The 25,479-nt window shown below is 74.7% G+C and carries 18 protein-coding genes; 1 reads left to right on the plus strand and 17 read right to left on the minus strand.

What is annotated here, in order from left to right; all coding sequences use genetic code 11:
* Window positions 1-26: 26 nt before the first annotated feature.
* The 12 genes from ACWGH1_RS25040 to ACWGH1_RS25095 all read right to left on the minus strand — a co-directional run bounded on the left by ACWGH1_RS25040 (window position 27) and on the right by ACWGH1_RS25095 (window position 16,002).
* Window positions 27-1,844, minus strand: coding sequence for a VgrG-related protein (locus ACWGH1_RS25040; protein ID WP_453355180.1), 1,818 nt, complete (start codon window positions 1,842-1,844; stop codon window positions 27-29).
* Entirely contained in the window at window positions 1,841-2,566 is a 726-nt protein-coding gene (locus tag ACWGH1_RS25045; RefSeq protein WP_453409011.1) for a CIS tube protein, read from the minus strand. Before ACWGH1_RS25045 ends, ACWGH1_RS25040 begins: the two co-directional genes overlap by 4 nt.
* Window positions 2,567-2,610: 44 nt before the next feature.
* A complete protein-coding gene (locus tag ACWGH1_RS25050) occupies window positions 2,611-3,036 on the minus strand; it encodes a phage tail protein (RefSeq protein WP_453355178.1) in 426 nt (141 codons plus the stop codon).
* Window positions 3,037-3,085: 49 nt separating this feature from the next.
* Window positions 3,086-6,259, minus strand: coding sequence for a hypothetical protein (locus tag ACWGH1_RS25055; RefSeq protein WP_453409012.1), 3,174 nt, complete (start codon window positions 6,257-6,259; stop codon window positions 3,086-3,088).
* Between the two features lie 4 nt (window positions 6,260-6,263).
* A complete protein-coding gene (locus tag ACWGH1_RS25060) occupies window positions 6,264-6,422 on the minus strand; it encodes a DUF6760 family protein (RefSeq protein ID WP_167739575.1) in 159 nt (52 codons plus the stop codon).
* The gene (locus ACWGH1_RS25065; RefSeq protein WP_453356391.1) at window positions 6,419-6,919 is read right to left on the minus strand and encodes a hypothetical protein; all 501 of its coding nucleotides are present in this window, start codon (window positions 6,917-6,919) and stop codon (window positions 6,419-6,421) included. Before ACWGH1_RS25065 ends, ACWGH1_RS25060 begins: the two co-directional genes overlap by 4 nt.
* Window positions 6,916-7,356 carry a phage tail protein gene (locus ACWGH1_RS25070; protein ID WP_190184833.1) on the minus strand — a complete coding sequence of 147 codons (441 nt, stop codon included), beginning with the start codon at window positions 7,354-7,356 and terminating at the stop codon, window positions 6,916-6,918. Before ACWGH1_RS25070 ends, ACWGH1_RS25065 begins: the two co-directional genes overlap by 4 nt.
* A gap of 50 nt (window positions 7,357-7,406) precedes the next feature.
* Window positions 7,407-8,969, minus strand: coding sequence for a phage tail sheath family protein (locus tag ACWGH1_RS25075; RefSeq protein ID WP_453356392.1), 1,563 nt, complete (start codon window positions 8,967-8,969; stop codon window positions 7,407-7,409).
* A 172-nt stretch (window positions 8,970-9,141) separates the two neighbouring features.
* Window positions 9,142-11,238: an AAA family ATPase gene (locus tag ACWGH1_RS25080; protein ID WP_453409013.1), complete on the minus strand. Its 2,097-nt coding sequence runs from the start codon at window positions 11,236-11,238 to the stop codon at window positions 9,142-9,144.
* Window positions 11,235-11,957: a DUF4255 domain-containing protein gene (locus tag ACWGH1_RS25085; RefSeq protein WP_453355901.1), complete on the minus strand. Its 723-nt coding sequence runs from the start codon at window positions 11,955-11,957 to the stop codon at window positions 11,235-11,237. Before ACWGH1_RS25085 ends, ACWGH1_RS25080 begins: the two co-directional genes overlap by 4 nt.
* A complete protein-coding gene (locus ACWGH1_RS25090; protein WP_453355902.1) occupies window positions 11,954-15,127 on the minus strand; it encodes a hypothetical protein in 3,174 nt (1,057 codons plus the stop codon). Before ACWGH1_RS25090 ends, ACWGH1_RS25085 begins: the two co-directional genes overlap by 4 nt.
* Before the next feature lie 143 nt (window positions 15,128-15,270).
* Window positions 15,271-16,002: a response regulator transcription factor gene (locus ACWGH1_RS25095; protein WP_453352929.1), complete on the minus strand. Its 732-nt coding sequence runs from the start codon at window positions 16,000-16,002 to the stop codon at window positions 15,271-15,273.
* 175 nt (window positions 16,003-16,177) lie between these two features.
* Between ACWGH1_RS25095 and ACWGH1_RS25100 the strand changes: the two genes are divergently transcribed.
* Entirely contained in the window at window positions 16,178-17,515 is a 1,338-nt protein-coding gene (locus ACWGH1_RS25100; RefSeq protein ID WP_453352928.1) for a COG1470 family protein, read from the plus strand.
* 224 nt (window positions 17,516-17,739) lie between these two features.
* On the opposite strand, the gene ACWGH1_RS25105 is transcribed toward ACWGH1_RS25100, so the two are convergent.
* The 5 genes from ACWGH1_RS25105 to ACWGH1_RS25125 form a co-directional block, all read right to left on the minus strand.
* On the minus strand, window positions 17,740-19,779 hold the full coding sequence (locus ACWGH1_RS25105) for an eCIS core domain-containing protein (protein WP_453352927.1): 2,040 nt from the start codon (window positions 19,777-19,779) through the stop codon (window positions 17,740-17,742).
* Between the two features lie 163 nt (window positions 19,780-19,942).
* Window positions 19,943-22,120, minus strand: coding sequence for an FUSC family protein (locus tag ACWGH1_RS25110; RefSeq protein WP_453409014.1), 2,178 nt, complete (start codon window positions 22,118-22,120; stop codon window positions 19,943-19,945).
* Window positions 22,121-22,186: 66 nt separating this feature from the next.
* On the minus strand, window positions 22,187-23,314 hold the full coding sequence (locus ACWGH1_RS25115; RefSeq protein ID WP_453352925.1) for a hypothetical protein: 1,128 nt from the start codon (window positions 23,312-23,314) through the stop codon (window positions 22,187-22,189).
* 138 nt (window positions 23,315-23,452) lie between these two features.
* Window positions 23,453-25,216: an FAD-dependent oxidoreductase gene (locus ACWGH1_RS25120; protein ID WP_453352924.1), complete on the minus strand. Its 1,764-nt coding sequence runs from the start codon at window positions 25,214-25,216 to the stop codon at window positions 23,453-23,455.
* Window positions 25,216-25,479, minus strand: a complete 264-nt coding sequence (locus ACWGH1_RS25125; RefSeq protein WP_453352923.1) for a UBP-type zinc finger domain-containing protein — start codon at window positions 25,477-25,479, stop codon at window positions 25,216-25,218. The genes ACWGH1_RS25120 and ACWGH1_RS25125 overlap by 1 nt, the downstream gene beginning before the upstream one ends.

Raw genomic sequence — 25,479 nt, forward strand, 5'->3', positions numbered from 1 at the left:
AGGTCGCGGGAGGGGAGGAGGGAAGGTCAGTTGATGCGGATGAGGCGGGCCTTGAGGACGCCGAGCAGCCCGCCGTTGATGGTGACGTCCGACTTTCCGTTCACCTGCACCGACCGGCCGCCGATGCTGACCCCGGCGGTGCCGTCGATGTCCACCTGTCGGCCGGACACCTTCACGGTGCCCTGCCGGGCGTCCAGCGTGATGCCGTTCTTGTCCAGGAGGACGGAGGTCAGCGGGCGGCCCCGGCCCGCGTACACGGTGAGCTCGATCCGGTCCCGGCGGTCGTCCATGCGCACTTCGAGCCGCTCGTCCCCGGTCACCAGCCGCAGTCCGGAGGGCCCCGGCGCCCGCGCGTCCAGCAGCTCCACGCGGTGGCCCGAACGCGACACCACCGAGCGGCGGTTGACCTTGCCGCTGGTCTTGTCGATCAGCGGCACGTCGTGCGGAGAGGGCTGGTCCACGCCGTTGTACAGGCCGCCGATGACGTACGGGCTGTCGAGCAGCCCTTGCTCGAAGCCGACCAGCACCTCGTCGTTGACCTCGGGACTCACCACACCGCCGCCGCCCTTGCCGCCCCACTGGACGGTGCGCACCCAGTCGGTGACGTACGTGTCGTCCAGCCAGGGGAACTGCAGTCGGACCGCGCCGCGTTGGGAGCCGTTCGGCTCGCGTACGTCCGTCACCACGCCGATCGCCAGACCGGGGATGCGCGGGCCGCGCCCGGGCGCGTTGGCGCCGGTCACCAGGCCGGCCAGGGAGCGGTCCGGGCTGGCGCTGACCCACACGGTGGTGCGGTAGCCGCCGTGCGGCTCCAGGACGTGCTGCACGGCCGTCGCCGTGTACCGGCCGGAGAACGCCTGTCCCACGTTGCCGAGCGCCACCGGCTTGCCCGCGCGCAGCATCGGGTTCCCCTCGGCCACCGCCTCCAGCTCGCCGAAACCGGCGCTGACCTGGCCGGCCGCCGCCTTCGCGACCGCCGCCGTCTCGGCCTGCGTACGGTACGGAGTGTCGGTGACGGCCACCGCCGACTTCCCGAACCGGGCGCCGAGCTGGGGGCTGAGGCCCGGGAGCACGGTGTCGCTGACCACGGACGGCTGCTCGGCGACCAGCGGCCGCTTGGTGGTCACGTCCCAGCCGCGCACCTGCACCTTCGAGGCGCCGTCGGCGGCCGACAGCGCGGCGCGCAGGGCGAGGAGGTTGCGTCCGTACTCCAGGACCATCGGGTTGCGCGCGGCCGACGTCGACGGGGCTGGTGCCCCGGAGGCCTTCGTGGGCTTGGTGAACTGGAGCAGGCCCTGGTCGTCGACGCGCACCAGCGCGCCGCTCTCGGCCGCGAGGTACTGCAGGAAGTCCCAGTCGGAAACGTTCGCCTGCGACAGCTGCTTGTACGTCACCGGCGCCGCCTCCACCTTCCCGACGGCCAGCCCGGCGCCGGCGGCCACCTTGCGGACGATCGCGGCGGCCGTCATGTTCCGGTAGGCCACCACCCTGCGACCGCGCTGGAGGCGGTGCGCCTTGGAGTAGGCACGTACGACGGTGAACGAGCCGGTCCGGTCCCGGTCGATCTCCAGGGCGGTGACCTCGCCGTTGAACAGCCGTTCCCGCGCCTGGCCCTTCACGGTCATCACCGACACGCGCAGCGGACTGCCGATGGTGATCCCGGTGGCGCGCAGGAACTCGTGATCGGGGTCGCGGTAGGTGAGCACCGCCGTGTCGGGCAGGCCCACGTTCTCGTCCACCACGCAGCTCACCAGCTGCGCCGCCCAGATCGGCGCCAGTTCGCCGGGCGACTCCACGATCGGGTCCGCCGCGAACGACCGGCCCCCGGATTCGGCTCCGCTCACCGCTGCTCCTCCGCGCCGTCCGTGTCCTGCAAGCCCGGCACCACGAGTTCGGATCCGGGGACGAGCGCCATCGGGTCGTCGATGCGGTTGGCCTCCGCGATGGCGCGCCAGGCCGTCGCGTCGCCGTACTCGCGCCAGGCCAGCATCGCCAGGCTGTCGCCCGCCACCACCGTGTGCGTACTGCGGGCGGTGCGCGCGCCCGACGTCGGGTTCTGGCCGGGCGGATCGACGCTCGCCTCCTCGATGGACAGCGAGCAGGTGGCCCGAAGCGGCTTGCCGTCCACGTCGAAGAGCGTGTACGAGACCGAGAGGTTCGACAGCACCCCGTCGAACGACGTCGTGCGCGCGCTGCCCCACTCGAAGCGCACCCAGGGGCTCGCCGGCTTCTTGCGGCCGAGGCTGGCCGGGGTCGGCACGCAGGCCTTCATCAGCTTCTCCACCGCCTGCTCCACCGAGTTGTCGTGTTTGGCGGTGGCGTCCAGGAACACCTCCAGGCTCAGCGTGCGCGGGCCGCTGCCCACGAACTCGGGCAGGGCCGACTGGCCGGCCATCCGGGAGGGGGTGCGCCGCCACTCGGTGGTCTTGCCCAGCTGGAGGGTGGAGGGGTTGAACTGCAGGTCGAGCTTCGCGATCGTCCCGCCGGGCTTGGCCCCGACCGAGGCCGGGGGCTCTTTGAGGGTGAGCTGGGCCCGGGCGCGGCTGGCGCGTGCCGATGAGGCCATGGCCGTGGGGTTCCTTCCGGAGCGGGGGACGGGGGGCGGGGTGGTCAGGAGGGGAGCAGGCCCTCGTGGGCGATCTCCAGGGTTTCCACCGCCGCTTCGGAGTTGGCGGGGTCGAAGGACGGGCCCTGCCAGCGCACCGGGACTATCCCGAACACCTGCCAGCTGATGATCCGGCTCAGATCGGGGCGCAGGGCGACGATCTCCCCGTCCTTGGGCTCGACCCGCCGCAGCGTCTCGTCCAGCCAGCGGCCGATCTTCGCCGTGTCGGCGGTGACGGGCCGGGTGAAGGTGATGTTCGACCAGGTCACGCGGCCGGGCAGCTGATGCGTGAAGCCGTTGTTGCCGCCTTCGGCGTAGCTCTCCAGCTCGACCTCGGCGCCCATGCCGGAGCAGGTGTGGAAGGCGCCGAGGTCGTTGCCTCCGATCGCCAGCCGGAAGAACACGCTGGTCGCGAAGATGTTGTCCGTCATCGGTCCGTGGTCCGTTTCTCGTTCGTACGTGTTCTCGGCGGGGTGCGTCTCAGCGGCGGCCGTCGAACGGCCTGCCCGCGCGTTCGCGGCCGCGCCGCAGTTCGGTACGCAGCAGGCGGGCGACCGGGTCGAGCAGCCGGCGGGCCAGATCGTCCAGGTCGAGGTCGCCGCCGCCGCCGCTGCTTTGTGGTGTGCTCCCGGGTCGGGCGGGGGCGGTGGCCTCCGGGGCCGGTGCGGGTTTGCCGTTGCCCCGGCTGCGGGTCGTCTCGCGCTGCACCGACGGCGGGTCCGCCGGCCGGCCGGCCGGGGACGTCGTCCTGGGCCGCACCACGGGGACGGGCTGCGCCGACGGCCCGGCCGGGGCGGGCTGGACCACGAGCGGCGGCGCCTGCGGGGCGGTCACGGGCAGCCGGGCGGCGGGCGCCGCGACCGGGACGGACGCCGGGTGGCGGCCCGGCTCCGGGCGTACGACGGGGGCGGCGGCAGGGGCACGCACGGGCATCGCGGGCGTCGGCGCCGGCCGGCCGGGCGCTGCGCGCTGGACCGGCGGGGCGGGCGGCGGGCCGGGCCAGCGTGCCGCGACGACGGGACGGCTCTGCGCCGGGCGGGGTGCGGGGGCGGCGGCGCTCCCCATGTCACCGGTGCTGCCGAGGGTCAGCGGCCGCGCCGCCAGGAGCTGGACGGTGTGCCGGTGGGGCGGAGTTCCGCTTCGCTCGGTGCCGGCGGGGGTAACGACGGGCGGAGCCGGCCGGCCGGCGCGCCGGTACCCGGCGGGGGCGTCGGGGTGGCCCGAGAGGTGCGGTGCCGTAGGGGCGACGCCGGTCCCGGCCGGTGCGGTGGCCCGCCGGACGACCGGGGACGCGACCGGGGAGTCCGGTGCGGTGGCGGGCGCGGCGGGACGGCGCTGTACGCCGCCCCGCTCCCCCAGCAGCGGGGCCCGCTGTACGTCGGCACGGGAGAGGGGCCGCGCGGCGGTGGGCACCGAGGCGGTCGGCGGCAGCGAGGGCAGCGGCGCCCCCAGCCCGCTCCGTACGCGCGGCTTGGCTCCGCCCGGGCCGCCGGGCCCGCGAGGCGCCTCGGGGCGGTCCGCGTGGAGCTGCGCACCGTCGCCGGGCTCCACCCGGCGCTGGACCACGGGCATCGCCGGGGCGGGAGCGGAGCCGGCTGTGACCGCGACTGCGCCGGGGGCCGACGGCACCGCGGTGGGCGGCAGTTCGGCCAGGGGGGCGCCGAGCGGTGCGCGGCTGCCGGCACGCTGCACGGGCGGCGTGACCACCGGGGGAACGGCGGGACGCACGACGGCCACGCGCCGCCCGGACGTCGCGGGCACCCGGGCGACGGTCAGCAACCGGCCGACTGCGCGCGCCCGCACCACGGCGGCCGCCTCGGGCACGGACCCGGCTCCCGGTCGACCGCCCTGGGACCCGGCAACGCCCGGTGCATGCCCGGATCCTGCTGTGCCGGGGGCTCGCGTGGATCCCGGTCGGCCCGCCGAAGCGGGCTGGACCGATGGGGTTCCGCCCGTACGGCCGGGACGGGCGCCGGCGTCGGCCGGGAGTGACCGGGACTCGGTGGCGGCCGGGGCGGACCCGGACGCCACGGCCCGCTGGGCGGACCGTTCCCCGCCCGTGCGGCGGGGACGGGCGCCGGCGTCGGCCGGGACGGACCGGGATCCGGATTCTGTGGCGGAGGCGGGGACGGGCCCGGCGGACGCACCCTGGGCCGGGGCGGCTTCGGCGGCTGCTCCGGGGACCACCGCGATGCGGCGGACCAGCGGGAACCGTGCGGGCGTCGGCGTACGGCCGGGCGCGTCCGGGGACACGGCGGTGCCGGCGCCCGCCCGCTGTACGGCAGCGGGCGGCGTGCCGAGCACCGCTGCGGAGTGCGTGGGCGTGAGGCCACGGGTAGCCGTCCCGCCCGCCGCCCGCGCGCCGCCGAGGGCGGAGGCCCGCGCGAGGGCAGGCGCACCCGAGCGGTCACCTCCGGAGGCAGGCGGTACGGAACCCGGCCCGGAATCGTCCGCGGCCGCGGCCGCGCCACGGGCGGAGGGCCGCCCGACGACCGGGCCCGGCGCGCCGCCACGGAAGCCGATGGCAGAGGCGGGCGGTACGGAACCCGGCCCGGGCCGGTCCGGCCCGGAGACGACCGGGCCCGGCGTGCCGCCGGCAGGGCCGCCCGAGCCGGCCGAACCGCGCGACGGCGAGGCGGAGCCCGGCACGGCCCGCCCAGTAGACGGCGCCCCCGACGCGGCCCGCTGTGCGGGCGTCGGCGTACCCGGGGTCCCGGATCCCGCGCCGCCACGGGCCGAAGCCCGCCCGACGACCGGGCCCGGCGCGCCGCCACGGGTGCCCATGGCGGAGGCAGGCGGTACCGAACCCGGCCCGGAAACGTCCGCCGACGAAGCCGCACCGCGCGCGCCCGGCCTGCCGGATCCCGCGCCGCCACGGGCCGAAGCCCGCCCGACGACCGGGTCCGGCGTGCCACCGGCGGGGCCGCCCGAGCCGGCCGAACCGCGCGACGGCGAGGCGGAGTCCGGCGCCCCCGACACGGCCCGCTGTGCGGGCGTCGGCGTACCCGGGGTCCCGGATCCCGCGCCGCCACGGACCGAAGCCCGCCCCGCGACCGGGCCCGGCGCGCCGCCGGCAGGCGGACCCGAGCGGTCGGCACCAGGCGACGGCGAGGCGGAGCCCCGTACGGCCCGGCCCCGGCTCGGCGAGCGCGATGCGGCGGGCTCCGTGGCCGCCGGGCCGCCACGCGCGGTGGCACGGGCGACCGCCGCCGCGCCGGACCGGCGTACCGGCTCGAACGGCGTCTGCTCCCCCGGCGCGGCCTCCGCTTCGTCCGGGCGGCGCAGCGCCCGCAGCAGCAGCGGGCCGCCGCCGGTGTGGGTGGGGTCGGCGGTGGCGGGGCGGGCGACGCCGCGTACGAGACCGGCCGGGGCGGTCGGCAGCAGGGCGTGGGCGAGCCCGGTGTCGAACGACGGGTCGCGCCACGCGGCCAGGCCGGCCCGGAAGGCGAGCCCGTCGCTGACGCCCATCGGCGCGCGGGACACGGTCAGCACGGGCGGCGCCGTCCTGCGCCAGCCGCCGTCCCAGTCGCCGGGCACCCCGACGGCCGGCATGCCGACGGCCGGTGCGGCGGCAGCCGCGGCCGACGCCGTACCGGAGGCCGCCGCCACCGGGGTGGCCGCGGCACGCCGGCGCAGCCTGTCCCGCCATGCCATCTGCTCAACCGCCTTCGTTGACCCGGGTGTTGATACGTGCGATCTCGGTGACCCACTCCTGCCGTTCACCGTGGGTCAGGTCGAGGATCTCGTCGCGCTGCCAGTGGAAGTGGTAGGCGATGTACGCGATCTCCTCCCTGAGCCGGGGGAGCGCGTACGTCACGATTCCCCCAGGCGCCCACCGGACAGGTCGACCTCGAAGCCGCCTTCGCAGTGCGGGCAGGTGACCGCCGCGCGGGTGTGGCCCTCGCTGTTGACTCGCCGGTAGAAGTCCTGGAGGAACGCCACGTCGGTCGCGTACATCCGCTCCACGACCCCGGCGTGCACGTCGGTGATGGTGCCGAGCCGGGTGATCACCTGGCTGAGCAGCACCACGCTCAGGTACGCCGGGTTCTCCTTGACCCGCAGGTCGATCTGCGGGCGCAGCTCGTCGCGGGCGGTGGCCAGCCGCATCGACCCGTGCCGGTGCACGGTGCCCGCCTCGTCCACGTACCCGCGCGGCAGCTCGAACTCGAACTCCGTCCGCAGCCCGTGGTCCTGTCGCGCCGCCGCCGCCGGAGCGGCGGCGGGGGGTGCCGCCGCCTGCTCCGGGGTCGTGGCGGGCGCCGTGACCTGGAGGATCTCCTCCAGGCTGCCCGCCGTCACCGTACGCCGCCTCATTCGACGACGATCTCCTCGAACACGATGGTCACGGACTCGGTGGCCGCGGCGGACTCGCCGGCCTTGAGGGAGGGGCCCTCCCACTTGGAGGCCCAACCGTTCATCAGCTGGATGCGGCGGACCGTCTCGCCCGTGGAATCCTTGATCTCGATGGTGAGGTTCTGCCGCGCGGTGTCGACGGCCCCGTTGTTCAGGGTCTCCTTGATCCATTTGGTGAACTCGCTGCTCTTGTCGAGTCCCCGGGTGATCGTGACCTCGCCGGCCTGGCGGGCGCCGGGCTGCTTGCGGATGATCTGCTTGCCGTCCTTGCTGACCTGACGGACCTCGACCACCTCCTCCTCGACGGTCATGCCGCTGATCTCCTGGACCGATTCGACCAGGTAACCACCGAGCTGTACGCCGAAGATATGGGTGGAAAGAGCATCGCCCTCTGCCATGACTGTCTGTCACCTCTCCTTGCTGGAAACGAATGTGGCGGTCGCGCGGGTCACTCGTCGACGAGGCTCGTGCTGTCGGAGAACTGGGCCAGCCGGAACACCACGAACTCCGCGGGCTTCACGGGCGACACGCCGATCTCACAGATCACCCGGCCAAGGTCGATCGACTCCTGCGGGTTGTTGTCCCGGTCGCACTTGACGTAGAACGCCTCAGCCGCCGTGCGCCCGAACAGCGCGCCGTTTCGCCACTCCTCGGTCAGGAACGCGGTCACGTTGCGCCGGATGCTCGACCAGAGGCGGTCGTCGTTGGGCTCGAAGACCACCCACTGGGTGCCCAGGAGGATCGACTCCTCCAGGTAGTTGAAGAGGCGGCGCACGTTCAGGTAGCGCCAGGCCGGGTCGGAGGACAAGGTGCGGGCACCCCAGATCCGGATGCCCCGGCCGGGGAAGGCCCGTACGCAGTTCACCCCGATCGGGTTCAGCAGGTCCTGCTCGCCCTTGCTCAGGCGCAGTTCCAGGTCCACCGCACCACGGATCACCTCGTTGGCCGGGGCCTTGTGGACACCGCGCTCGGCGTCGCTGCGCGCCCACACACCGGCGATGTGACCGCTCGGCGGGACGGTCGCGTTGCGCCCGGCGGCCGGGTCGAAGACCCGGATCCACGGGTAGTAGAGGGCGGCGTAGCGGGAGTCGTAGCCCGCCTCGTCGTTGCGCCAGCTGCGGACCTGCTGCGCGGAGAGCCCGGGCGGGCTGTCGAGGACCGCCACCCGGTCGCCCATCTGCTCGCAGTGCGAGATCACCGCGAGCTGCACGGTGCGCACGCCCTCGGAGTCGATGTCGCCGCGCTCGTAGGCGCTCATCAGGTCCGGCACCGCGACCATGGTGATCTCGTCGATGGTCTCCAGGCCGGCGAACCCGGTACGGGCCCCCGCGTCGCCGACGTACTCGGCCGGGTCGAGCCGGGCCACGCCGCCGCCCTGGCCGGCCGGAGCGGGCGCTGCGGCCGCGGCGTCCGGGACGGCCACGGTCTGGCCGGCGGGCCGGGTCTGGACCGCGCCCCGCTGCTCGGTGACCTCGATCAGCTTCGAGGTGCGGGCCAGGGCCACGAGGTAGCCCTTGACGTTCTTGCGGGCGGACGCCTCGTAGGTCTCGGCGACCTGGTCGCCCTGGCGGACCAGGACCTTGAAGCGGTCCTCGGGCGGGTTCTCGCCGTCCGCGTCGGCGATCTCCACGGACACTCCGGTGACGCCCGGCCGGGCCGCGACCAGGAAGCCGCCGAGCTCGACCGGCTCCACGGCGCGGGGCTGGGGGCGTCCGCCGGTGGCGGCCGGTGCGGAGGCGTCCGCGCCGGACCCGCCGATGCGGACGACGTACGCGGCGCCGCCGCCGTTGGCGAAGTACCCGTACACGGAGTGGGGCAGGTAGGCGCCCTCGGTGAAGCCGCCGAAGTGCTGCGTGTACTGGTCCCAGCTGGTGACCAGCGTCGGCTCGTGGAAGGGCCCGCTCTGGGCGAACCCGACGAACGCGGCGACGGCGGTGCCGACCCCTTCGATGGGGCGGGCACCGGACTGCACCTCCTCCACGTACACGCCCGGGGTGAGGTACGTCGCCATTGCTCGCTCCTTCGTATTACGGCCAGTGCATCAGGTCCGCCCACAGCCTTTCCGGCGGCGATCACCGGCGGGAGGTGCGTTCGGACCTGGCCGGGGGCAGGTGCGCTGCCCTCCCGGTCGCCCCCGCCGGACCGTCCAGGCAGCGCGGCCGCCCCGTCCGCCGCCGCCCGGCTCACACGTGCGCGACCTGGTCCACGTACGGCCCGAACTCGCCGGCCAGCACCAGCCGGCCCAGCTTGCGGTACTCCTGGGCGACGGCCGTCACCACCTGGCTCATGGTCAGCGGCTCCCCCGACGCGGCCGCGAAGTAGGCGGCGGTCACCGCGCAGGCCCGGATCGAGCCTCCGGCCAGTTCGAACCGGTCGGCGCAGAAGGCGAGATCGAGGTCGCCGGCCCTGGGGAGCCGGCCGCCCAGGCAGCGCTCCCACAGGGCCAGGCGCTGGGCGGCGTCGGGCACCGGGAAGTCCGCGACCACGTCCAGGCGGCGGGTGAACGCCTCGTCGAGGTTGGCCCGCAGGTTGGTGGTCAGGATGGCGATGCCGTCGAAGGACTCCATCCGCTGGAGCAGATAGGCCGACTCCATGTTGGCGTGCTTGTCGTGGGCGCCCTTCACCTCGGAGCGTTTGCCGAAGATCGCATCGGCCTCGTCGAACAGCAGCACCGCGTTGACGGCCGACGCCTCGGTGAAGATCCGCTCCAGGTTCTTCTCGGTCTCTCCGACGTACTTGTCCACGACCGTCGACAGGTCCACCACGTACAGGTCCATGCCCAGGTCGGCCGCCACGACCTCGGCCGACATGGTCTTGCCGGTACCGGAGGAGCCCGCGAACAGCGCGATCACCCCGCGCCCGCGCCCGCCGCCGGGCCGCATGCCCCACTCGCCGAGCACCTGGTCGCGGTGGCGGGCGCGCACCGCGAGCTCCCGTAGCCGGCGGTGGGTCGGGGCGGGCAGCACCAGGTCGTCCCAGCCCACCGCGGGCTCGACGCGGCGGGCGAGGCGGGCGAGGCCCGCGCCGTTCTGGGCGCGGACGGCGGTGCGCAGGTCGGCGGCGCAGACCGGGCGGCCGTCGAGCGCGGCCGTACGCGCCGCCGCGCCGGCGGCGCGGCGCAACTGCCCGGCGTCGAGGCGGTGTGCGGACACGGACCGGGCGAGCGCGTCGGCCCCGGTGTCGGCCCCGGCCGGTCCGCCCGCCCCGGTGTGCGCCCCGGCGGCCCGCTCCAGCGCGTGCCGCCAGCGGACGGCCTGCCGTTCGGGGGTGGGGGCCGCCACCGTCAGGGTGACGGGGGTGTCGGCCGCCCAGGCGGGTTCCCAGCCGCTCGTGCCGTAGGTGAACAGGGGGATGTCCCGCAGCACCGTGCACAGGGTGCGCAGGAGGCGGGTCCGCTCGTCGGGCTTGTCGGGCAGTTCCTCCACCGGCCCGAGCAGCACACCGCCGCCCAGCAGCCGGGCCTCGCGGGCCAGGGCCCGGGCGAGGCCGGGCACGGCGCGGGTGTCGTGCGCCAGCGCCGCCGCGGTCAGGCCCAGGGGGCGCAGCCCGCGCGCGCGCAGCGCGGCGGCGGCCAGCCCCTCGGCGTCGCCGCCGCGGGTCCGCAGGTGGACGTGGCCGGTGCCGCTGCCGGCCGCCGCGGAGGCCCGGTGCAGCTCGGCCGGGTCGACGGCCGGGTCGACGGCGGGTTCGCCCAGCACGTCGGCCAGCCGGGGGTCGGGCGAGGCGTCGCCGAGCAGGTGGGCGGTGACCCGGTCGGGAACGGCCAGCACCCGGGACAGGGGCGGCCGTTCGGGCTCGGTGACCTCCAGCAGGCCGCCCGCGACGAGCGGCGCGGTCGGGGCGAGCCGGAACCGCGCCGTCGCCGTCCCGGTGCGGCCGCACAGTTCGAGAGCCAGTGCGACGGTCGGCCGGCGGCGCGTCAGGTCGTCGTTGAGGTAGCCGTAGAGCCGCTCGAAGCGGGCGTCCAGGTCCGGCGCGACGGCGATCAGGAGCAGGTCCACGTCCAGCGGTGCCAGGGCGAAGCGCCTGGCCAGGACGTCCAGCGGGGAGCCGGGCGGCGGATCCTGCGGGTCGAGCGCGGGCAGGGCGGCTTCCTGCCCCGGGTCCAGGATCCGGGCGGCCGCCTCGGGGGTGAGGTACTGGCCCCGGTACGGGTCGTCCGGATCGGGATCGACGGCGCGCCGCAGCGCCACGGCCTGCCGTACCCGCTCCTCGACGAGCCGCAGCCGCGTCCACAGGTAGGGGACCGGGTGGACCGGGGCCCGGACGGTGTGCGTCACGGCTGCCGTTCCCCCCGTCGGCGGCGCGCGGGAGCCTGCGCCCGTTCCCGGGAGCCGCCGAAGCCCTCCCGGCCCGGCTCGGCCACCTCCACGTAGCGCAGGCGGCGCAGGGCCTCCGGCGCGTCCCGCTCGTCCGGCCCGGCCCGGCCGGTCCGCTGCTCGGAGCGTACGGCGAGCCCCTCGGTCACCGGCGGGGCGACGGCCGTGGTCGCCCCGGCCAGCGGCGCCCGTACGCGCAGTCCCAGCGACGGTTTCAGCTCCCCGCCCAGCGCCGACCACACGTCGGAGGCGGCGGGTGCGTCGAGCCCGGCGCCGCCGCCGTCCATGCCCACGATGAGGCCGAGTTCGGCGAGCGAGCCGGTGAGCAGGCGCGGGGGCAGCGAGTCGGTCGACACGAGGCAGGCCAGCACCTGGGAGAGCAGCCGGTGCTCGTCCTGCGGCCGGCTCGCCCACGCGGTGACCAGATACGTCAGCTCGAACCACCGCGCCGGGGCGCGGCGCGCGGCGAGGAACCCGTCCGCGTCGTACACCTCGCCCCCGCCGCTGGCGCGCCGGGTGTGGTCCTCGCGTACGTCGTACAGGAACACGCAGACCGTGGGGGCGCTGCGGCGCGCCGCCCAGTCCCGCGTCGGCGCGTCGAACACCACCTCGACGCCCGACGCCTCCAGCCCGGACTCCGCCAGCAGCCGGCGGAGCCCCTCGTCGACCTCGTGGATCACCGGCGGATCATCTCGTTGGGCGGCTGGACCGTGCCGCTGACCACCAGGAAGCCGGTCTGCACCGGGGCGAATCCGGGGCCGCTCGCGGTGATGGTCCGGGGGCCGGTCTGGTCCTTGGCGAGGATCAGCAGCTGGCCGATGAACCGGCCGTCCCGCCCGGGCCGGGTCGGCGCCGCCGCCGCCGTGATGCCCGGCTGCCAGGTGAACCGCACCGGCACGCCGGGCGGGAAGTCCTCGCCGCGCACCGAGGTGACGAAGCCGGGCTTGCCGATCGCCGGTACCGCGACGATGCGCGGCTGGAGGATGCGCAGCTGCTCCCGGGCGTCGTTGTCGCCGGGGTCGGCGTCGGTGCCGGTCGTGGTGAGGGCGCCGGTCAGGAGGCCGGTGAGTGCCTTGTCGGGACTGAGGACGACCTGGAGGACGGTCCGGGCGCCCGGGGCCAGGTCCGGCAGCGCGCAGGTCCATGCCTGGTCGCAGCCCGGCGGCGGCCCGCCGTGGGGGACGCCCTCGGGGAGGCCGATGCGCAGCCGCAGGCCGGTGGCAAGGGCGTTGCGGCCGTTGCGGACGGTGTACGTGACCACGACGCGGCCCCCCACGTAGCCGGGGTTCGGCTGCGCCGTGAGGCTCAGCCCGGGCCCGGCCGGCGGCGCGGGCGGCGTGGTCGGCGGAGCCGGGGTCGGCGGCTGCGGGGTGGGGGCCGGCGGGGTGGGAGTCGGCGTGGGCGGGGGCGAGTTCGGGGGCTCGGGCACCGCGCGCACCGGCACCACGGTCCGGCCGGCGTTGTCGGTGGGGCGGGGGTCGAGCACGGTGCCGGTGACCGACCAGTCCACGGGCTGGTCGCCGGGGGTGACGCCGGTGAGGGTGGCGGTCACCGGGACGGTGGCGCCGGGGCGCACCACGCCCAGGGCGCAGGTCAGCGCCGCCGCGTCACAGGTGGCGCCGGGCGCGGTGAGCCGGGTCACGGTGAGGCCGGCCGGCGGCGCGACGGTCAGCCGGGTGCCCGGTGAGGCCGCCGGGCCGTGGTTGACGACATCGACCCGGACGGTGGCGGAGTCACCGACGGTGAGCGGCGCGGCCTTGTCGGGCGCCTGGACCGCGAGGTCCACCGACTGCTGCACGCCGGGTTCCTTCTGCCGGCCCGGCAGGCCGGTGACGAGCAGGCGGTGCGCGCCGGAGGCCACGTCCACCAGCTTCAGCTTCTCCGGGCTGTTGGCCGCCCGGGAGCCGCGGGCGCTGAGCACCAGGCTCTTGCCGTCGGCCGTCCAGGCGGCGTCGCGGGGCTGGAACGGGCCGCCGGCCGGGGTGTCGGGCAGGTCCCGGCCGCAGGCCCCGGGTACGTCTCGGGCGGCGGCGGGCAACAGGACCCGGCAGGAGCCGCCCGTCGCGGAGGTCAGCAGGATGCCTCCGCTTTCGTCGAGGCGGCCGCCGCCCTTCTTGCGGTTGAAGGCGAGGGTGACCCCGTCCGGTGAGAACGCCGGGCTGTCGTCGATGACCTCGCAGGCACCGGGGCAGATACCGGCGCTCAGGTCGCGCTGCCGGTCCAGGTGGTCCACCGGCACGGTCCAGACGTGCTTGTTGCCGCCACCGCCGTTGATCACGTGGTTGCGGGTGAAGGCCAGGGTCGTGCCGTCGGAGGACCACGTGGGCTGGGCGTCACCGGCCCAGGCCTGGCCCTCGGGCGAGCTGACCTCGCCGCGCAGCGCCCCGGTCGCGGCGTCCGCGATCAGGATGCGCCCCCGGCCCGAGGCCCCGCCGGCACCGCCCGGCGAGGTCCGGGTGAAGGCCAGCAGCCTGCCGTCGGGGGAGAACGCCGGGTCGGTGTCCCAGTCCTTGGGGCCGCGGCCCGCGAGCGGCAGGGGCGCCGCGTCGGCGCCGTCGGCGTCGGCCGTCCAGATGCGCTCGATGCGGCCGTCGGGCGTGTCCTCGAAGCGGGTCAGCACGATCCGGCGGCCGTCGGGCGTGTAGTTCTGCCGTTCGGTCCACGGGTCTGACCCGGCGGCGGGCTGGAACAGCGGGTCCTTGGCCGGGTCCGTGTTCGTGTCGGCGGCCGGATCCTCCTTGAGGATCGTCAGGCCCAGGTCGCGGGGGTCGGAGCCGTCCATCCGCGCGTCCTGCAGGGTCACCACGTGCGGCCCGGCCGCCGAAGTGCGCTCGACCACCGTCCCGCCGCCGTTCAACGGACCGAGCCAGGTCGGCGAGCCGACCTCGCGGTCCTCGCTGAGCACCACGTCGGGGGCCTTGTCCGAGTGCGCCGGTACCCGGAACACGTGGTCCCAGTCGCCCTCGCAGGAGCAGGTCCGGTCCGGGCTGAGGAAGAGCAGCCCGTCCCCGTCGGGCAGCCAGGCTGCCCCGTGGGTGCGCCAGCCCGCCTGCGCGCCGGACAGGAGCGGCCCGCCGCCGCGCCCGTCGGTCCACCACAGGCGGGGCCCGTTGGGCCCGGTGGCGGTGTACGCGATCACGTCCCGGTTCACCGCGTCGTCCACCGGGTTCCACGCCGGCTCGGTGGCCGTGCCGTTGCCCGGATCCGAGACCCGGGTGGCCGGGCCGCCCCGCAGGGCGCGTACGTACACCTGCCGTCCGGCGGCCCGGTCGCCGTCGGAGGAGTACGCCACCCGTGCGCCGTCCGGCGAGACCGTCGGGTGCTCCTCGTTCGCGGGGGTGTCGGTCAGCCGGGTGAGCCCGGTGCCGTCGGCCTGTACCCGCCACAGGTCGCGCTGGGTACCGCCGCCGGGCCTGGCCGGCTGGGCCGCGTCGAAGACGACCGCCCTGCCGTCCGGGGTCAGCCGGGGGTTCGCCGCGTCCAGGCCGCTGGTCAGGCGGCGTACCGAGCCGTCCGCGGACCGCAGGTAGACCTGCGGGGCCGGCTCGTCCCGGCGGCTGGCGAAGACCAGCCGGTCGCCCAGCGCGGCGGGCTGGACGTCCTGGTGGGCCGGGCCCTCCCCGAACAGCGGTGGGCTGGACTTGCCGGTCGCCGCCACCCGGCCCAGGCTCCGGTGGCGGGTACCGGCGTACACGACCCGGCTGTCCCCGGCGTCGGCCGCGACGGACCGCGCCGCCCCGGCGCCCGGTCCCGCCGCCGCCGTCACCGCGAGCAGGGGGACCAGCAGCAGCAGCGGAGCGCCGGCCCTCCCCCAGCGGTGTCGCCGACTGCCCGAGTCACCCGTGCCCATCACGGTCCACCTCACAGTCCGGTACTGCATCTACGTATGACCCCGCCACCCTGCCGACCGGCCCCGCCGGCCGGCAGGGCCGCGGGGCCGGACCCGGGGGAAGCAGCGGCTGCGCTTTCGGGCAGCCGCGCGCCGCCGTACGGTCAGATCAGCCCGTTGCGCAGGGCGTACCCGACCGCGTGCGTACGGTTGCGCAGGTGCAGCCGCGTGATGATCTCGTGCAGCACGTTCTTGACGGTCCGTTCGGAGTACGAGGTCTTGCGCGCGATCTCCGCGGTGTCCAGCCCCTCCGACACCAGGCGCAGCATGTCCGCCTCGCGCGCGGTCAGGGTGGACAGGGACACCGCGCGCGGGTCGAGCGAGGAGCGCTGAAGGACGCCGACGTGGTCGAGGAGCTTCGCGAGCAGGTCACCGGGCAGCACGCCCTCTCCCTTGGCTATCGCCAGGACCAGCCGCAGCAGCCGGTCCTGGTCGGCCTCGGCGCGCCGCAGGACCGCGGTGACCCCGCATTCGATGGCCCGCTGTAAGGCGTCCCCCGATTCGAACGTGCCGACCACGAGACCGGTGCGCGTTTCGGGGTTGTGCCGCAGCCGGTACAGCAGCGCGGCCGTCTCGTCGTCCACTTTGTCCACGGCCACGAGCGACACCCGGGCGCGGTGGGAGCCGGCGTCGTCGACGAGCTCTATCTCGGGACGCTGGCGCAGCTGGTGGACTATCCCCACGTGCAGGACGGGGTCCGACGCGTACACGGCGACGGTGACCCGCCGGCCGGGGCCGGCGGTGGGTGTTCCGGGTGAGTTCCCGGCCGGGGCCGGTGCCTGGGGCGCGGTGGCGCCGAAGGCGGGGACGGGTCCGTTGTGGTCAACGCAGGTCATGTGCCGTACCTGTCTGTGATGCGTCGATGGGAACGCTTCGGGATCGGATTCCGTGGGCGGAAGCCAACAGATGGAGTTGTGGCGGGAGTTGGTGGGCCGCGGGGGCATCGGGGCTGCCCGGGGCGTTGCCCTCGCGACCGTGGAGGCGGCCGGGGCGCCGCCGTAGCGTCGCCGTGTGACATCCCCAGCAGCCTCTCCCAGCCCTGGCGCGCCCGGCCTCGACATCCCGCCGGTGTCGGTGATGCCGGGAGGTACCGCGTCCACCAGCCTGATCGTTCGCAACGACGGCGACATCGTCGAGGCGTACCGCCTGGAAGTCGTCGGCGACTGCGCTGCCTGGACCACGGTGGAGCCCGACCGCGTCTCCCTCTATCCGGGCACTTCCGAGACGGTGACGCTCCGTCTGGCGCCGCCGCGCTCGCCGCAGGTGCGTGCGGGCGACGTGCCGCTCGCCGTGCGCCTGCTGCCCACCGAGCACCCCGAAGCCGTACGGGTCCCCGAGACCACCGTGCACATCGGGGAGTTCCGGGAACTGCGCGCCGAGAGCGCTCCCAGACGCCGCCGCGGATGGCTGCGCGGCCGCTATCGGCTGGCCGTGCGCAACGAGGGCAACGGCCCCGTCAAGGTGGCCTTCACCCCCGCACAGCCGGGCGAGGAGCTGAAGTTCGACTTCCGCCCCACCGGGCTGGAGCTGGAGCCCGGCGAGTCGTCGCAGGTGCGGCTGCGCGTCCGCACCGGCCGGCCGGTGTGGTTCGGATCGCCGGTGACCTGGCCCTTCACCTTGGACGTGGCCGAAGCCGCCACCGAGGACGACACCGAACGCCCGGAACCGGACGTCGTCCGGGCGCCGCTGGACGTTGAGTTCGTCCAGATCCCGGTCTTCCCGAAGTGGCTGCTCGCGGTCCTGGCCGCGCTGCTCGCGCTGCTGCTCGCCTGGTTCATGCTCGTACGCCCGGCCGTGCGCAGTACCGCCAAGGAGGCCGCCGACGAGGTGGCCCAGAAGCGGCCGGTGCCCGGGGCGGAGGTGAACGGGCAGAATCCCGCGACCGGCGGCGCCCAGCAGCCGGGCGGCGGGGGCAAGAACCTCCAGCCCGGGGCGGGAGCGGGCGGTACGGGCACCGGTACGGGTACCGGCACCGGCACCGGCGGGGGCGGCGGACAACAGGGTTCGGCCACCATCGACCTGCAGACCGGCGGCGGCCAGAGCAAGACCGGCACCTACACCGTGCCCGCGGGCAAGACGTTCGGGATCACGGACATCGTCGTCGCCAACTTCCAGGGCGACGAGGGCGTGGTGACCATCAACTTCGGCGAACGCAAGGTCACGACGATCGCGCTGGAGACGTTCCGCAACCAGGACTATCACTGGGTCACCCCCATCAGGATCACCGAGAACGAGACGGTGACGGTCCAGGTGACCTGCGCGAAGCCGGGCACCCCGGCCACCGGCCGTCAGGCGCAGGAGTGCCACGAGGTCCTCAATGTGAGCGGTGTGCTGAGCGACCTCAGGTGAGTCAAGCAGTGGGGACATCGTCTGTCAGGTTTTCCCCCGAGCAAAGGGGAGTCCTTGCCTCCCCGTCCGAAAACAGGCTCCCGGACGATCGGCGAGACGTCCCCATTACCGCCGGTACGACCCCATGACGCCAAGTTCCGCACGGTGAACGCGGCCCGGGGGGCCGTCCTCGGGAGAGGGCCGAAGATGACTTGATCTTGGCCCTCTCCCCCGTCCCCGGCCGGTCAGGCCGTCGGGATCGCAATCTGCTGCCCGGACGCCGTGACCACGCCGGCGTTGCTGAGGTCGACCGTGTTCGGCAGCATCACCTGCGGCCGCAGGAGGTCCTTGAGCAGGTAGCGCATCAGCTCGTCCCCGGACATCGCCTTGAGCCGGGCCGCGAGCTGGGGATTCACCTCCCCGATGCGCTGGATCTCCACGATCCCCCGCTCCACCAGACCCGGCACGATGTCCCGGCCCATCAGGGTGTTGGACCGCAGCCGCTCGGAATGGACCTGCTCCTGCCGGCCGGACCCGTAGGTCATGGCGCTGTGCGGGTCCGCCAGCGCCTGGGTCATGGCGAACATGACCTGGCTCCTGCGCTCCGGGTCCTGCTCCGCCCCCATCGCCTCCATCATCTCGTCCGTGTCCGGCAGTTCCGCCTTCCCCGCCCCGACGTCGAAGTTCCGTACCGGCAGGGAGAACTCGTCCGAGAAGGTGTCCAGGCGCGTGCCCAGCCGGCTCTGCGTCTGCGCAGGGTCCCCCGGCTTCGCCCGCACGGTGGGGTACTCGCGCTGCGCGAAGTCGCTCAGCATCAGCCAGCCCTGGCTCATCAGGGGGGACCGGATCAGGGGGATCTCGATCCGGGCCGGCTCGTCACCGGCGTCGCCGGTGAACCTCGTCTCCCGGAAGGGGCTGCCCGGCACCTCCAGGAAGAAGAAGACGAAGCCCTCGTTGGCCAGGACGTGCTTGTCGTACGCCTCCGAGGTGTTCGGCGCGTCGGGGTCCGCCTTGAGCAGTTCGGTCTTGGACTTCATCTGCCCCTGGCCGAGCATCGTCGCGGCCCGTGCCCTGCCCGTGTAGTGGCACAGCACGCTCTGCTGGAGCGCGGTCGTCAGCTTGTTCCTGACGTCGCCGACCCAGTTCCGCTCGCCCTGTCCCCCGGCGATCTCCTTGGCCATCCCGGCCCGGTTGAGCTCCGACAGCTCGCGGAAGTAGCTGGCCCCGTGCATCTGGAACGCGGCCGCGCTGTCGGCCCACTGCTGCTGCTGCCACAGCATGCCGTTGTCGGTCATCGCGCCGAACGGGCCCCGAGCCGCGTCGGGGAAGGCGTCGTCGCGGCTGAGCTGGTCGTTCACCAGCTGCAGCTCGTCCCTGACGGTATGGAGCGCGGCGTCCAGCCAGGGTTTGACGGCTTCGGGGGCGTCGTCCCGCTCCGGGGCGAAGACCATCTGGAGGTTCGTCAGCGCCATCAGGCAGTGCATGGGGTCGCGGTTGGGATCGTTGTCGTACGCGGTGATGGCCGCCCGTACCCGCGTCACCAGGTCACCCTGCGGCTCCGGCTGCTTGCGGGTCATCGACTTGAACCGGCCCAGCAGCCCGCCGCCGCTCGCCGGGTCGGCCGGCAGCGAGGGGCCGAGCTCGTCGAACCCCTTGCGCTGCACGACGGCCGACGCGCCGGACCCGTGCGCGCCGTGCGTCTCGCAGGCGTCCCGCTGTACGGGGGCGGGGCCGCTCATCACCCGCCTCGCGTTGGCCTCGGCCGCCCGCTCGAACCGGTCCCCGGGGTCGCTGACCCGCAGCCCGTCGCCCGTGTCCGTCCCGGTGACGGGCCCTTGCCGCTGCTGGATGACGTGCGTCAGTTCGTGCGCGAGGGTGTGCTTGTCCCCGCCCCCGGCCCCGATGACTACATCGCTGCCCGAGGTGTAGGCCCGCGCCCCGATCTCGGCGGCGGACCGCTGGGCCGTCGGCCCGCTGTGCACCCGTACGTCGGAGAAATCGGCGCCGAGCCGGCTCTCCATCTCCTCCCGCAGGGGCCCGTCGAGCGGGCGCCCGGCCGAGCGGAGCACCTGGTGCGCGGTAGCCCGCTGCACGGCCGCGGCAGCCCGTCCGGACGCGAGCATGCGCGTCACCGCGGCGTTGCCGACGGCCCTCTGGAGCGCCGCCGGCGACCCCGGCGCGGGCGCTTCGACGACCCGCTCCTCCTCCGGGGACGCCTGCCGGACCCGGCCGGAGCCGTCCTTGGCGACGTCGCCTGCTGCCTTGTCTCGGGCGGGGATGCGCATGGGCTGCCTCTCGGATGTAGCGGCGGGACGCTTCCTGCTTACTCCCGGACCCGCCCCGCCGGCATGCCCCTTCGGGCACACCGAAGGGAACCCCCCGTGCTCCTGCACGCACCCCGCCCGCCGCCGGCGGCGAAGAGCGCGTCGAGGGCCACCGCCGGAGCCGTCACCCACCCCGGTGCGCGGGCCCCGGTCCGGCACCTTCCGCGGCCCCGGCCGCCTCCGCCCGCCGCTCCTCGCGAGCGGATCCGACGTCCCGTTCCAGGGGTGTGCGGCTCACGGCCGTCGCGAGGTCCTCCAGGGCCCGCTTCTGCAGTTCCGCCCCGCGCCGCACCACCGGGCTCCGGTCCCCGGCGGCGGCGCCCTCCCATGCGTGGAGCGCCTCCTGCACTCGCCCCCAGCCCGGATTACGGTGCTCGCGGACGTCGACTGCCGCCTGTGCGGTGTCCGCCTCCACGGCCTCGGCGAACCGCTCCGCCTCGGGGGCGAAACGGCTGTCGGCCCCCGGGACGTGGCTCTCCATGAGCATCGCCGCACGGTCGAACCCCTTGAGCGCCTCCTGCGCCTCTTCCGCCTCGCGCGACGTCAGACCCCTGGGGCGGACCGGTTCCTGCCTCGCCCGGTCGTAAGCCTCCTGCCAGGCGGCCCGCGCCTCTCTGCTGTCCAGCAGTGCCCTGCGCATGTCAGCGTGATGTTCCCGGGTCGGTTCGGCGTAGTTGCGGAGCACCGCGGCCGCGTAGCGGCCGTTGGCGGCGAGCCAGTCCGCAAGCCGGCCCGGCAGCCGGGGCGTCTCCCATGCGGGGAACACTGCGTAAGCCAGCATGGCCAGGCCCCCGCCGAGCAGGGTGAGCACCACCCGATCCGGGACCGTCTGCTCCCATGCCTGGCCGCCCATGCCGAGCAGGAAGACGACGTATGCGGCAGTGAAGCACTGGGAGTAGGCGTAGCCGGTACGGATCAGGGTGTACGACAGGCCCGCCGAGACCACCGCCAGCGCGCCGGACACATGGGCGTCCGGGCCCAGGACCCGCACCGTCCCGGTGGCGAGCGCGACCCCCGCCAGGGTCCCGGCGAGACGGGCCACCGCACGCGCGTACGTCCGGTGGAAGTCCGGCCGCATCACCATCACCGAGGCGACGGGCGCCCAGTAGCCGTGACCCAGGGGCAGCCGGGCGGCGATCAGGTAGCCGAGCGTGGCGACCGCCGCCAAGCGGACGGCGTGCCGGAACACGGGCGAGTCCGGGCGGAGCTCCCGGCGAACCGCCCGGACGACGACCGGCAACAGCCGGAACATCGTCGGGCGCACCAGGAACCGGGCGCCCGCGGGGCGGGGCGGCGCGGGCGTCCTGCCGCGCGCGTCGCCACTCCGGGCGATCTCCAACGCCTCGCCGAGCAGTTCCACGAGCCGCTCGGCGGCCTGCCGCGCGGGTCCCTCCAGCACCTCGTGCTCCTCGTCGACGCGCAGGACGTCCCTGCTGCGCTCGCGCACCTCGACGGGAGTGCCGCGGCGGATCGAACGGGCCGCCGCATCCAGGACGTCGGCGGCCGCCTCGAGCAATTCCCGCGCGCGGTCCCGCCCGGGTCCCTCCGCCGGGGCGCCGACGTCCGGGTCGGCGAGCGCGGCGACGACCGGCAGAATGCGCTCGGCGAGTCCCCGGGGGCCGTGGAGGACGGGTGGGCGGGTGCGGGCCTGTGACGGAGTCACGGCGGCCGCGTCCCGGGCCGTCATCAACGGCTCCGGGTCGAACGGAGCGGTCGCGTCGTGCCGCAGCCGGCGGGCGTAATCCGCCACGGCGGCCAGGGCGTCGGCGAGCGCGTCCCGGTGTGCCCCCCAGCGGCGGATCGGGAACAGCAGGATCAGCACGGCCTGCGCCGCGCCGCCGAGCGCGATGACCCCGGCGTGCTCCAGGGCCCGCCCGACGCTGGTGGGCAGGGTGACGGTCACCAGCATGCTGCCGACGGTCGTCGCTGCGAGGATCCCGGCGGTCGATCCGACGGCCCACGCCATCCCCGCGGCAAAGGCCCATACGGCCAGCAGCGGGAGGAACGTCACGAGTTGCCCCGCCGCCAGATAGCCCACGAAGGTACTGAGCGCCAGACCCGCGCCCGCGCCGAGCGCGATCACCTTGCGCGGACGCCAGGTGCGCTGGAAGGTGGCCCCACCCGCGGAGTAGGCGCCGAGCGCGGCAGACGCGGCGTAGGCGGGGGAGGCCAGCCACAGCGCCGGCCCGATGACCATCGCCACCCCGGCGGCCGTGCGCAACGCGAGCACGGGCTCCAGCCGCGTCTCCTCGATCGTGAGCCCGGATCGCACGGCTTCCCTGAAGGCCCGCAGCCACTTCACGAGGTGAGCGTAGCCGCAACGCCCTGCCGGGTCGGGTCGGCCGCGCCGCCGCCTGGCCGCGCCGGGCTAGGGCTGGTCGCCGTGGTCGTCCTGGAGCATGTGACGACGTTCCTGTTCGCGTTTGGAATACGCGGCGGCCCGGATCGCCTCGTCGCTCTCCAGGCCTGATCCCAGCGCGCCGCCCACGGTGGCGACCGAAGCGACGAACCACGACAGCGTCAAGTACTCCGCGGCGTGCAGCTGGGCGCGTGTCGCGGAAGTGAACACCCGGTCGTTGAGGATGAACAGCGCCCACACCAAGTTGATGACGATCAAGCCGCCGTAGCAGACGAGCACCCCGATGCCCACGGTCATCACCGTCGAGGCGTTGTAGAGCCTCGCCCGCTGCCTCGCCTCCGGCGAGCGCTCACTTGATCGATGCCACAGCTCCCCGTCCACGATCAGCCAGCAGACCATGACCCCGACGGACCCGACCATGGCGATCACCAGGCGGGGCACGCTCAGGGCTTCCGCCAGGTTCCACGTGGTGGAGTTGACGGTGGCGACCGCTCCCGTGGCGAGCGCGGCCGCCAGTGCCTTCGACAAGCCCGGCACCAACCGCCACGGCCGGTTGGCGCGGACCATGCCGGCAAGCACCCTCAGGTAACCGCGCACCCCGCTGATGACGTAGCGAAGATCGACGGTCTCCTCCTCACCGACCGGACCCTGGTGGATCGGTGCGAGACGACCGGCAAAGGGCCCCAGAAGCGGCTGACTTCGCGGAGGTCCCTCAGCGCCGGGGGCCCGCGCACCCGCCAGGCCGAGCACGGCTTCTTCCACCGCCCGCAGGGCCCTCGTCTGCAACCGGAAGCCCCCCAGCGGAGGAAGGGACAGCAGGGCCAGGCCGTGCTCGTGACTCAGGTCCACGACTACCTTGCGCCCGTGTGAGTGCAGCGGAAGATCGGTGAGGGCCACGACGATGTCCCAGTTCTCCGTACCTCCGCGGTCCATGATCCGGCGCATCAAGGTGGGCAGGTCCTCCGTCCCCGAGGTGAAGGGCTCACTGATCACCTCCACGTCGAACCGACGCCCGGGGCCCGACCTGTCGGCGAGCCGAGTGGGAAGCAGCCGGGCCATGCGCTGCGCGATCTCCGTCGGAGCGTCCGGATCCGCCAAGAGGGCCACGACCGTCACGCCTTGAGACGGCTCCCGCATGGCTGGACCCTCCTTCGTCCGCTTCCCCGCCGATCGCAAGTGCCCACAGGATGCCCCCGGGATGACGCCGGGGCCGCGTGACACGCTGGCCCCACCGCCGGCAGGCGGGCGGTGGCCGCCTCCCGTACAGGGGGGAGGTCAGCGCCAGGACACCGACTGGCCCGCCACCGGTCGACGTCCCTCGGGACCCGCGGTGACCAGGCTGCCCCTCCTTTCCCGGTGCTCGTGCACGAGGCGGATCGCCATGGCCCCTTCACCGGTCGCCGAGGCCACCCGTTTCACCGAGCCGCTCCTGACGTCGCCGGCGGCGAAGATCCCGGGAAGGGTGGTCTCCAGCAGCAACGGATCGCGGCCGAGCGAGGCCCACCGGTTCGCGTCGGCCGCCGCCCGGGCGTCGGCGCCGGTGAGGACGAAGCCCTTCTCGTCCAGGGCCAGCACGCCCCTGAGCCATTCCGTGCGCGGCCGGGCCCCGATGAACACGAACAGCGCCGCGGCCCGCAGCTCGCGGCGCTCACCGCTTGCGTTGTCCTCCACCGTCAGCGACTCCAGCTTCTCCTCCCCGCGCACGCCCCGGACTTCGGTGTGGAGCAGCACCTCGATCCCGGGATGCCGTTCCACCTGGTCCACCAGGTAGCGCGACATGTCGGCGTTGAGGTCACCGCCCCGGACGAGGAGGTGGACCCTGGACGCGTGGTCGGCGAGGAACAGCGCCGCCTGGCCGGCGGAGTTCCCGCCGCCGACCACGGCGACCGGGTCCGCCCGGCAGAGACTGGCCTCGTGGACGGTCGCCGCGTAGTAGACGCTGATGCCTTCCAGGCGGTCGATGCCGGGCACTTCGAGCCTGCGGTACCACACGCCCGAGGCGAGCACCACGGCGCCGGCCCGTGCCCGGGACCCGTCCGTGAAGGTGACGACGTATTCGTCGTCCTGTGGGGTGAGCCCGTTGACCTGGGCCGGCATCATGAGGCGGGCGCCGAACTTGTGGGTCTGGAGCACCGCGCGTTCGATGAGCTCGCCCCCGGAGATGCCCGAGGGGAAGCCGAGGTAGTTCTCGATGCGGGACGAGGTGGCGGCCTGGCCTCCGGTGGCCACGGCTTCGACGGTGACCGTGGTGAGGCCGTCGGAGGCACCGTACACGGCGGCGGCGAGTCCCGCCGGGCCCGCACCGACCACCATCACGTCGCACCGCTCCGGCGTATGCGAAGACTCGGGCGAGGGGGCGGGCAGTCCGATGAGCCGGGCGAGTTCGGCGTTGCTCGGATTGCGCAGCACCCGCTCGCCCTTCCAGAGGACCACCGGAGTCTCCTCGGGACGGATGGCGAACCGCCGCAGCAACGCCTCCGCCTCCTTGTCCTTCTCCAGGTCCACCCAGCGGTGCGGCAGCCGGTTGCGGGCAGCGAACTCACGCAGCCGCAGGGTGTCCCGTGAATAACACGATCCCAGGATCCGGAAGCCGGCGCCGAGGCCGATGAGCAGGTACCTGCGGCCCAGGTAAGCGCGGAGGATCAGGTCGCCGAGGACGGGGTCGCCGCCGACCAGGGCGCGTTGCCGCTCCACCGGTACGGCCAGGACCTCGCCCGCCTCGCGCACCACGGCGGTGTCGAACGCCGCCTGTCCCTCCAGCAGCCCGAGTTCACCGAGGAACCTGCCGGGGCCGGGCACCGCCACCGTGCGCTCGTCGGGCCCGCCGTGGTCGTGCAGGATCTCGACGGTCCCGCTGAGGATCGCGAGGAACTCCCGGAACGGCTCGCCCTCGCGGTACAGCACCTCGCCCGCGGCGGTCCTGCGGCGCTCCCCGTGGGCGCTCAGGTCCTCGAGTTGCTCCGGTGTCAGGCGCGGGAAGGCCCCGTACCGGTCCGGTGTCTCGCGGACCGCACGTGGCCCGTGCTCGGCCGCGCTCATCAGACCGGGGCCTCGTGGACGTAGCACCACCGCCAGTCCTCTCCCGGCTGGAAGGACTGCACGACGGGGTGACCGGCGCTGCCCGCGTGCCGCCTGGCGTGCTTGAGGGGCGAGGAGTCGCAGCAGCCGACGTGCCCGCAGGTGAGACAGAGCCGCAGGTGCACCCACGGGGAACGCAGCCTGAGGCACTCCTCGCAGCCCTCCGGGGTACGCGGCGTCACCGGGCGCACCATCGCCAGGTGCGGGTCGGCAATCGTGGCCAT

The organism is Streptomyces sp. NPDC054883 (assembly GCF_053610645.1).

Excerpts from the sequence above, each read along its gene's own strand:
- ACWGH1_RS25065 (WP_453356391.1), bottom strand. The coding sequence starts at position 6,919 with ATGAGGCGGCGTACGGTGACGGCGGGCAGCCTGGAGGAGATCCTCCAG.
- ACWGH1_RS25075 (WP_453356392.1), bottom strand. The coding sequence starts at position 8,969 with ATGGCGACGTACCTCACCCCGGGCGTGTACGTGGAGGAGGTGCAGTCC.
- ACWGH1_RS25115 (WP_453352925.1), bottom strand. The coding sequence starts at position 23,314 with ATGCGGGAGCCGTCTCAAGGCGTGACGGTCGTGGCCCTCTTGGCGGAT.
- ACWGH1_RS25070 (WP_190184833.1), bottom strand. The coding sequence starts at position 7,356 with ATGGCAGAGGGCGATGCTCTTTCCACCCATATCTTCGGCGTACAGCTC.
- ACWGH1_RS25090 (WP_453355902.1), bottom strand. The coding sequence starts at position 15,127 with ATGGGCACGGGTGACTCGGGCAGTCGGCGACACCGCTGGGGGAGGGCC.
- ACWGH1_RS25105 (WP_453352927.1), bottom strand. The coding sequence starts at position 19,779 with ATGCGCATCCCCGCCCGAGACAAGGCAGCAGGCGACGTCGCCAAGGAC.
- ACWGH1_RS25095 (WP_453352929.1), bottom strand. The coding sequence starts at position 16,002 with ATGACCTGCGTTGACCACAACGGACCCGTCCCCGCCTTCGGCGCCACC.
- ACWGH1_RS25125 (WP_453352923.1), bottom strand. The coding sequence starts at position 25,479 with ATGGCCACGATTGCCGACCCGCACCTGGCGATGGTGCGCCCGGTGACG.
- ACWGH1_RS25055 (WP_453409012.1), bottom strand. The coding sequence starts at position 6,259 with ATGGCATGGCGGGACAGGCTGCGCCGGCGTGCCGCGGCCACCCCGGTG.
- ACWGH1_RS25120 (WP_453352924.1), bottom strand. The coding sequence starts at position 25,216 with ATGAGCGCGGCCGAGCACGGGCCACGTGCGGTCCGCGAGACACCGGAC.
- ACWGH1_RS25050 (WP_453355178.1), bottom strand. The coding sequence starts at position 3,036 with ATGACGGACAACATCTTCGCGACCAGCGTGTTCTTCCGGCTGGCGATC.
- ACWGH1_RS25045 (WP_453409011.1), bottom strand. The coding sequence starts at position 2,566 with ATGGCCTCATCGGCACGCGCCAGCCGCGCCCGGGCCCAGCTCACCCTC.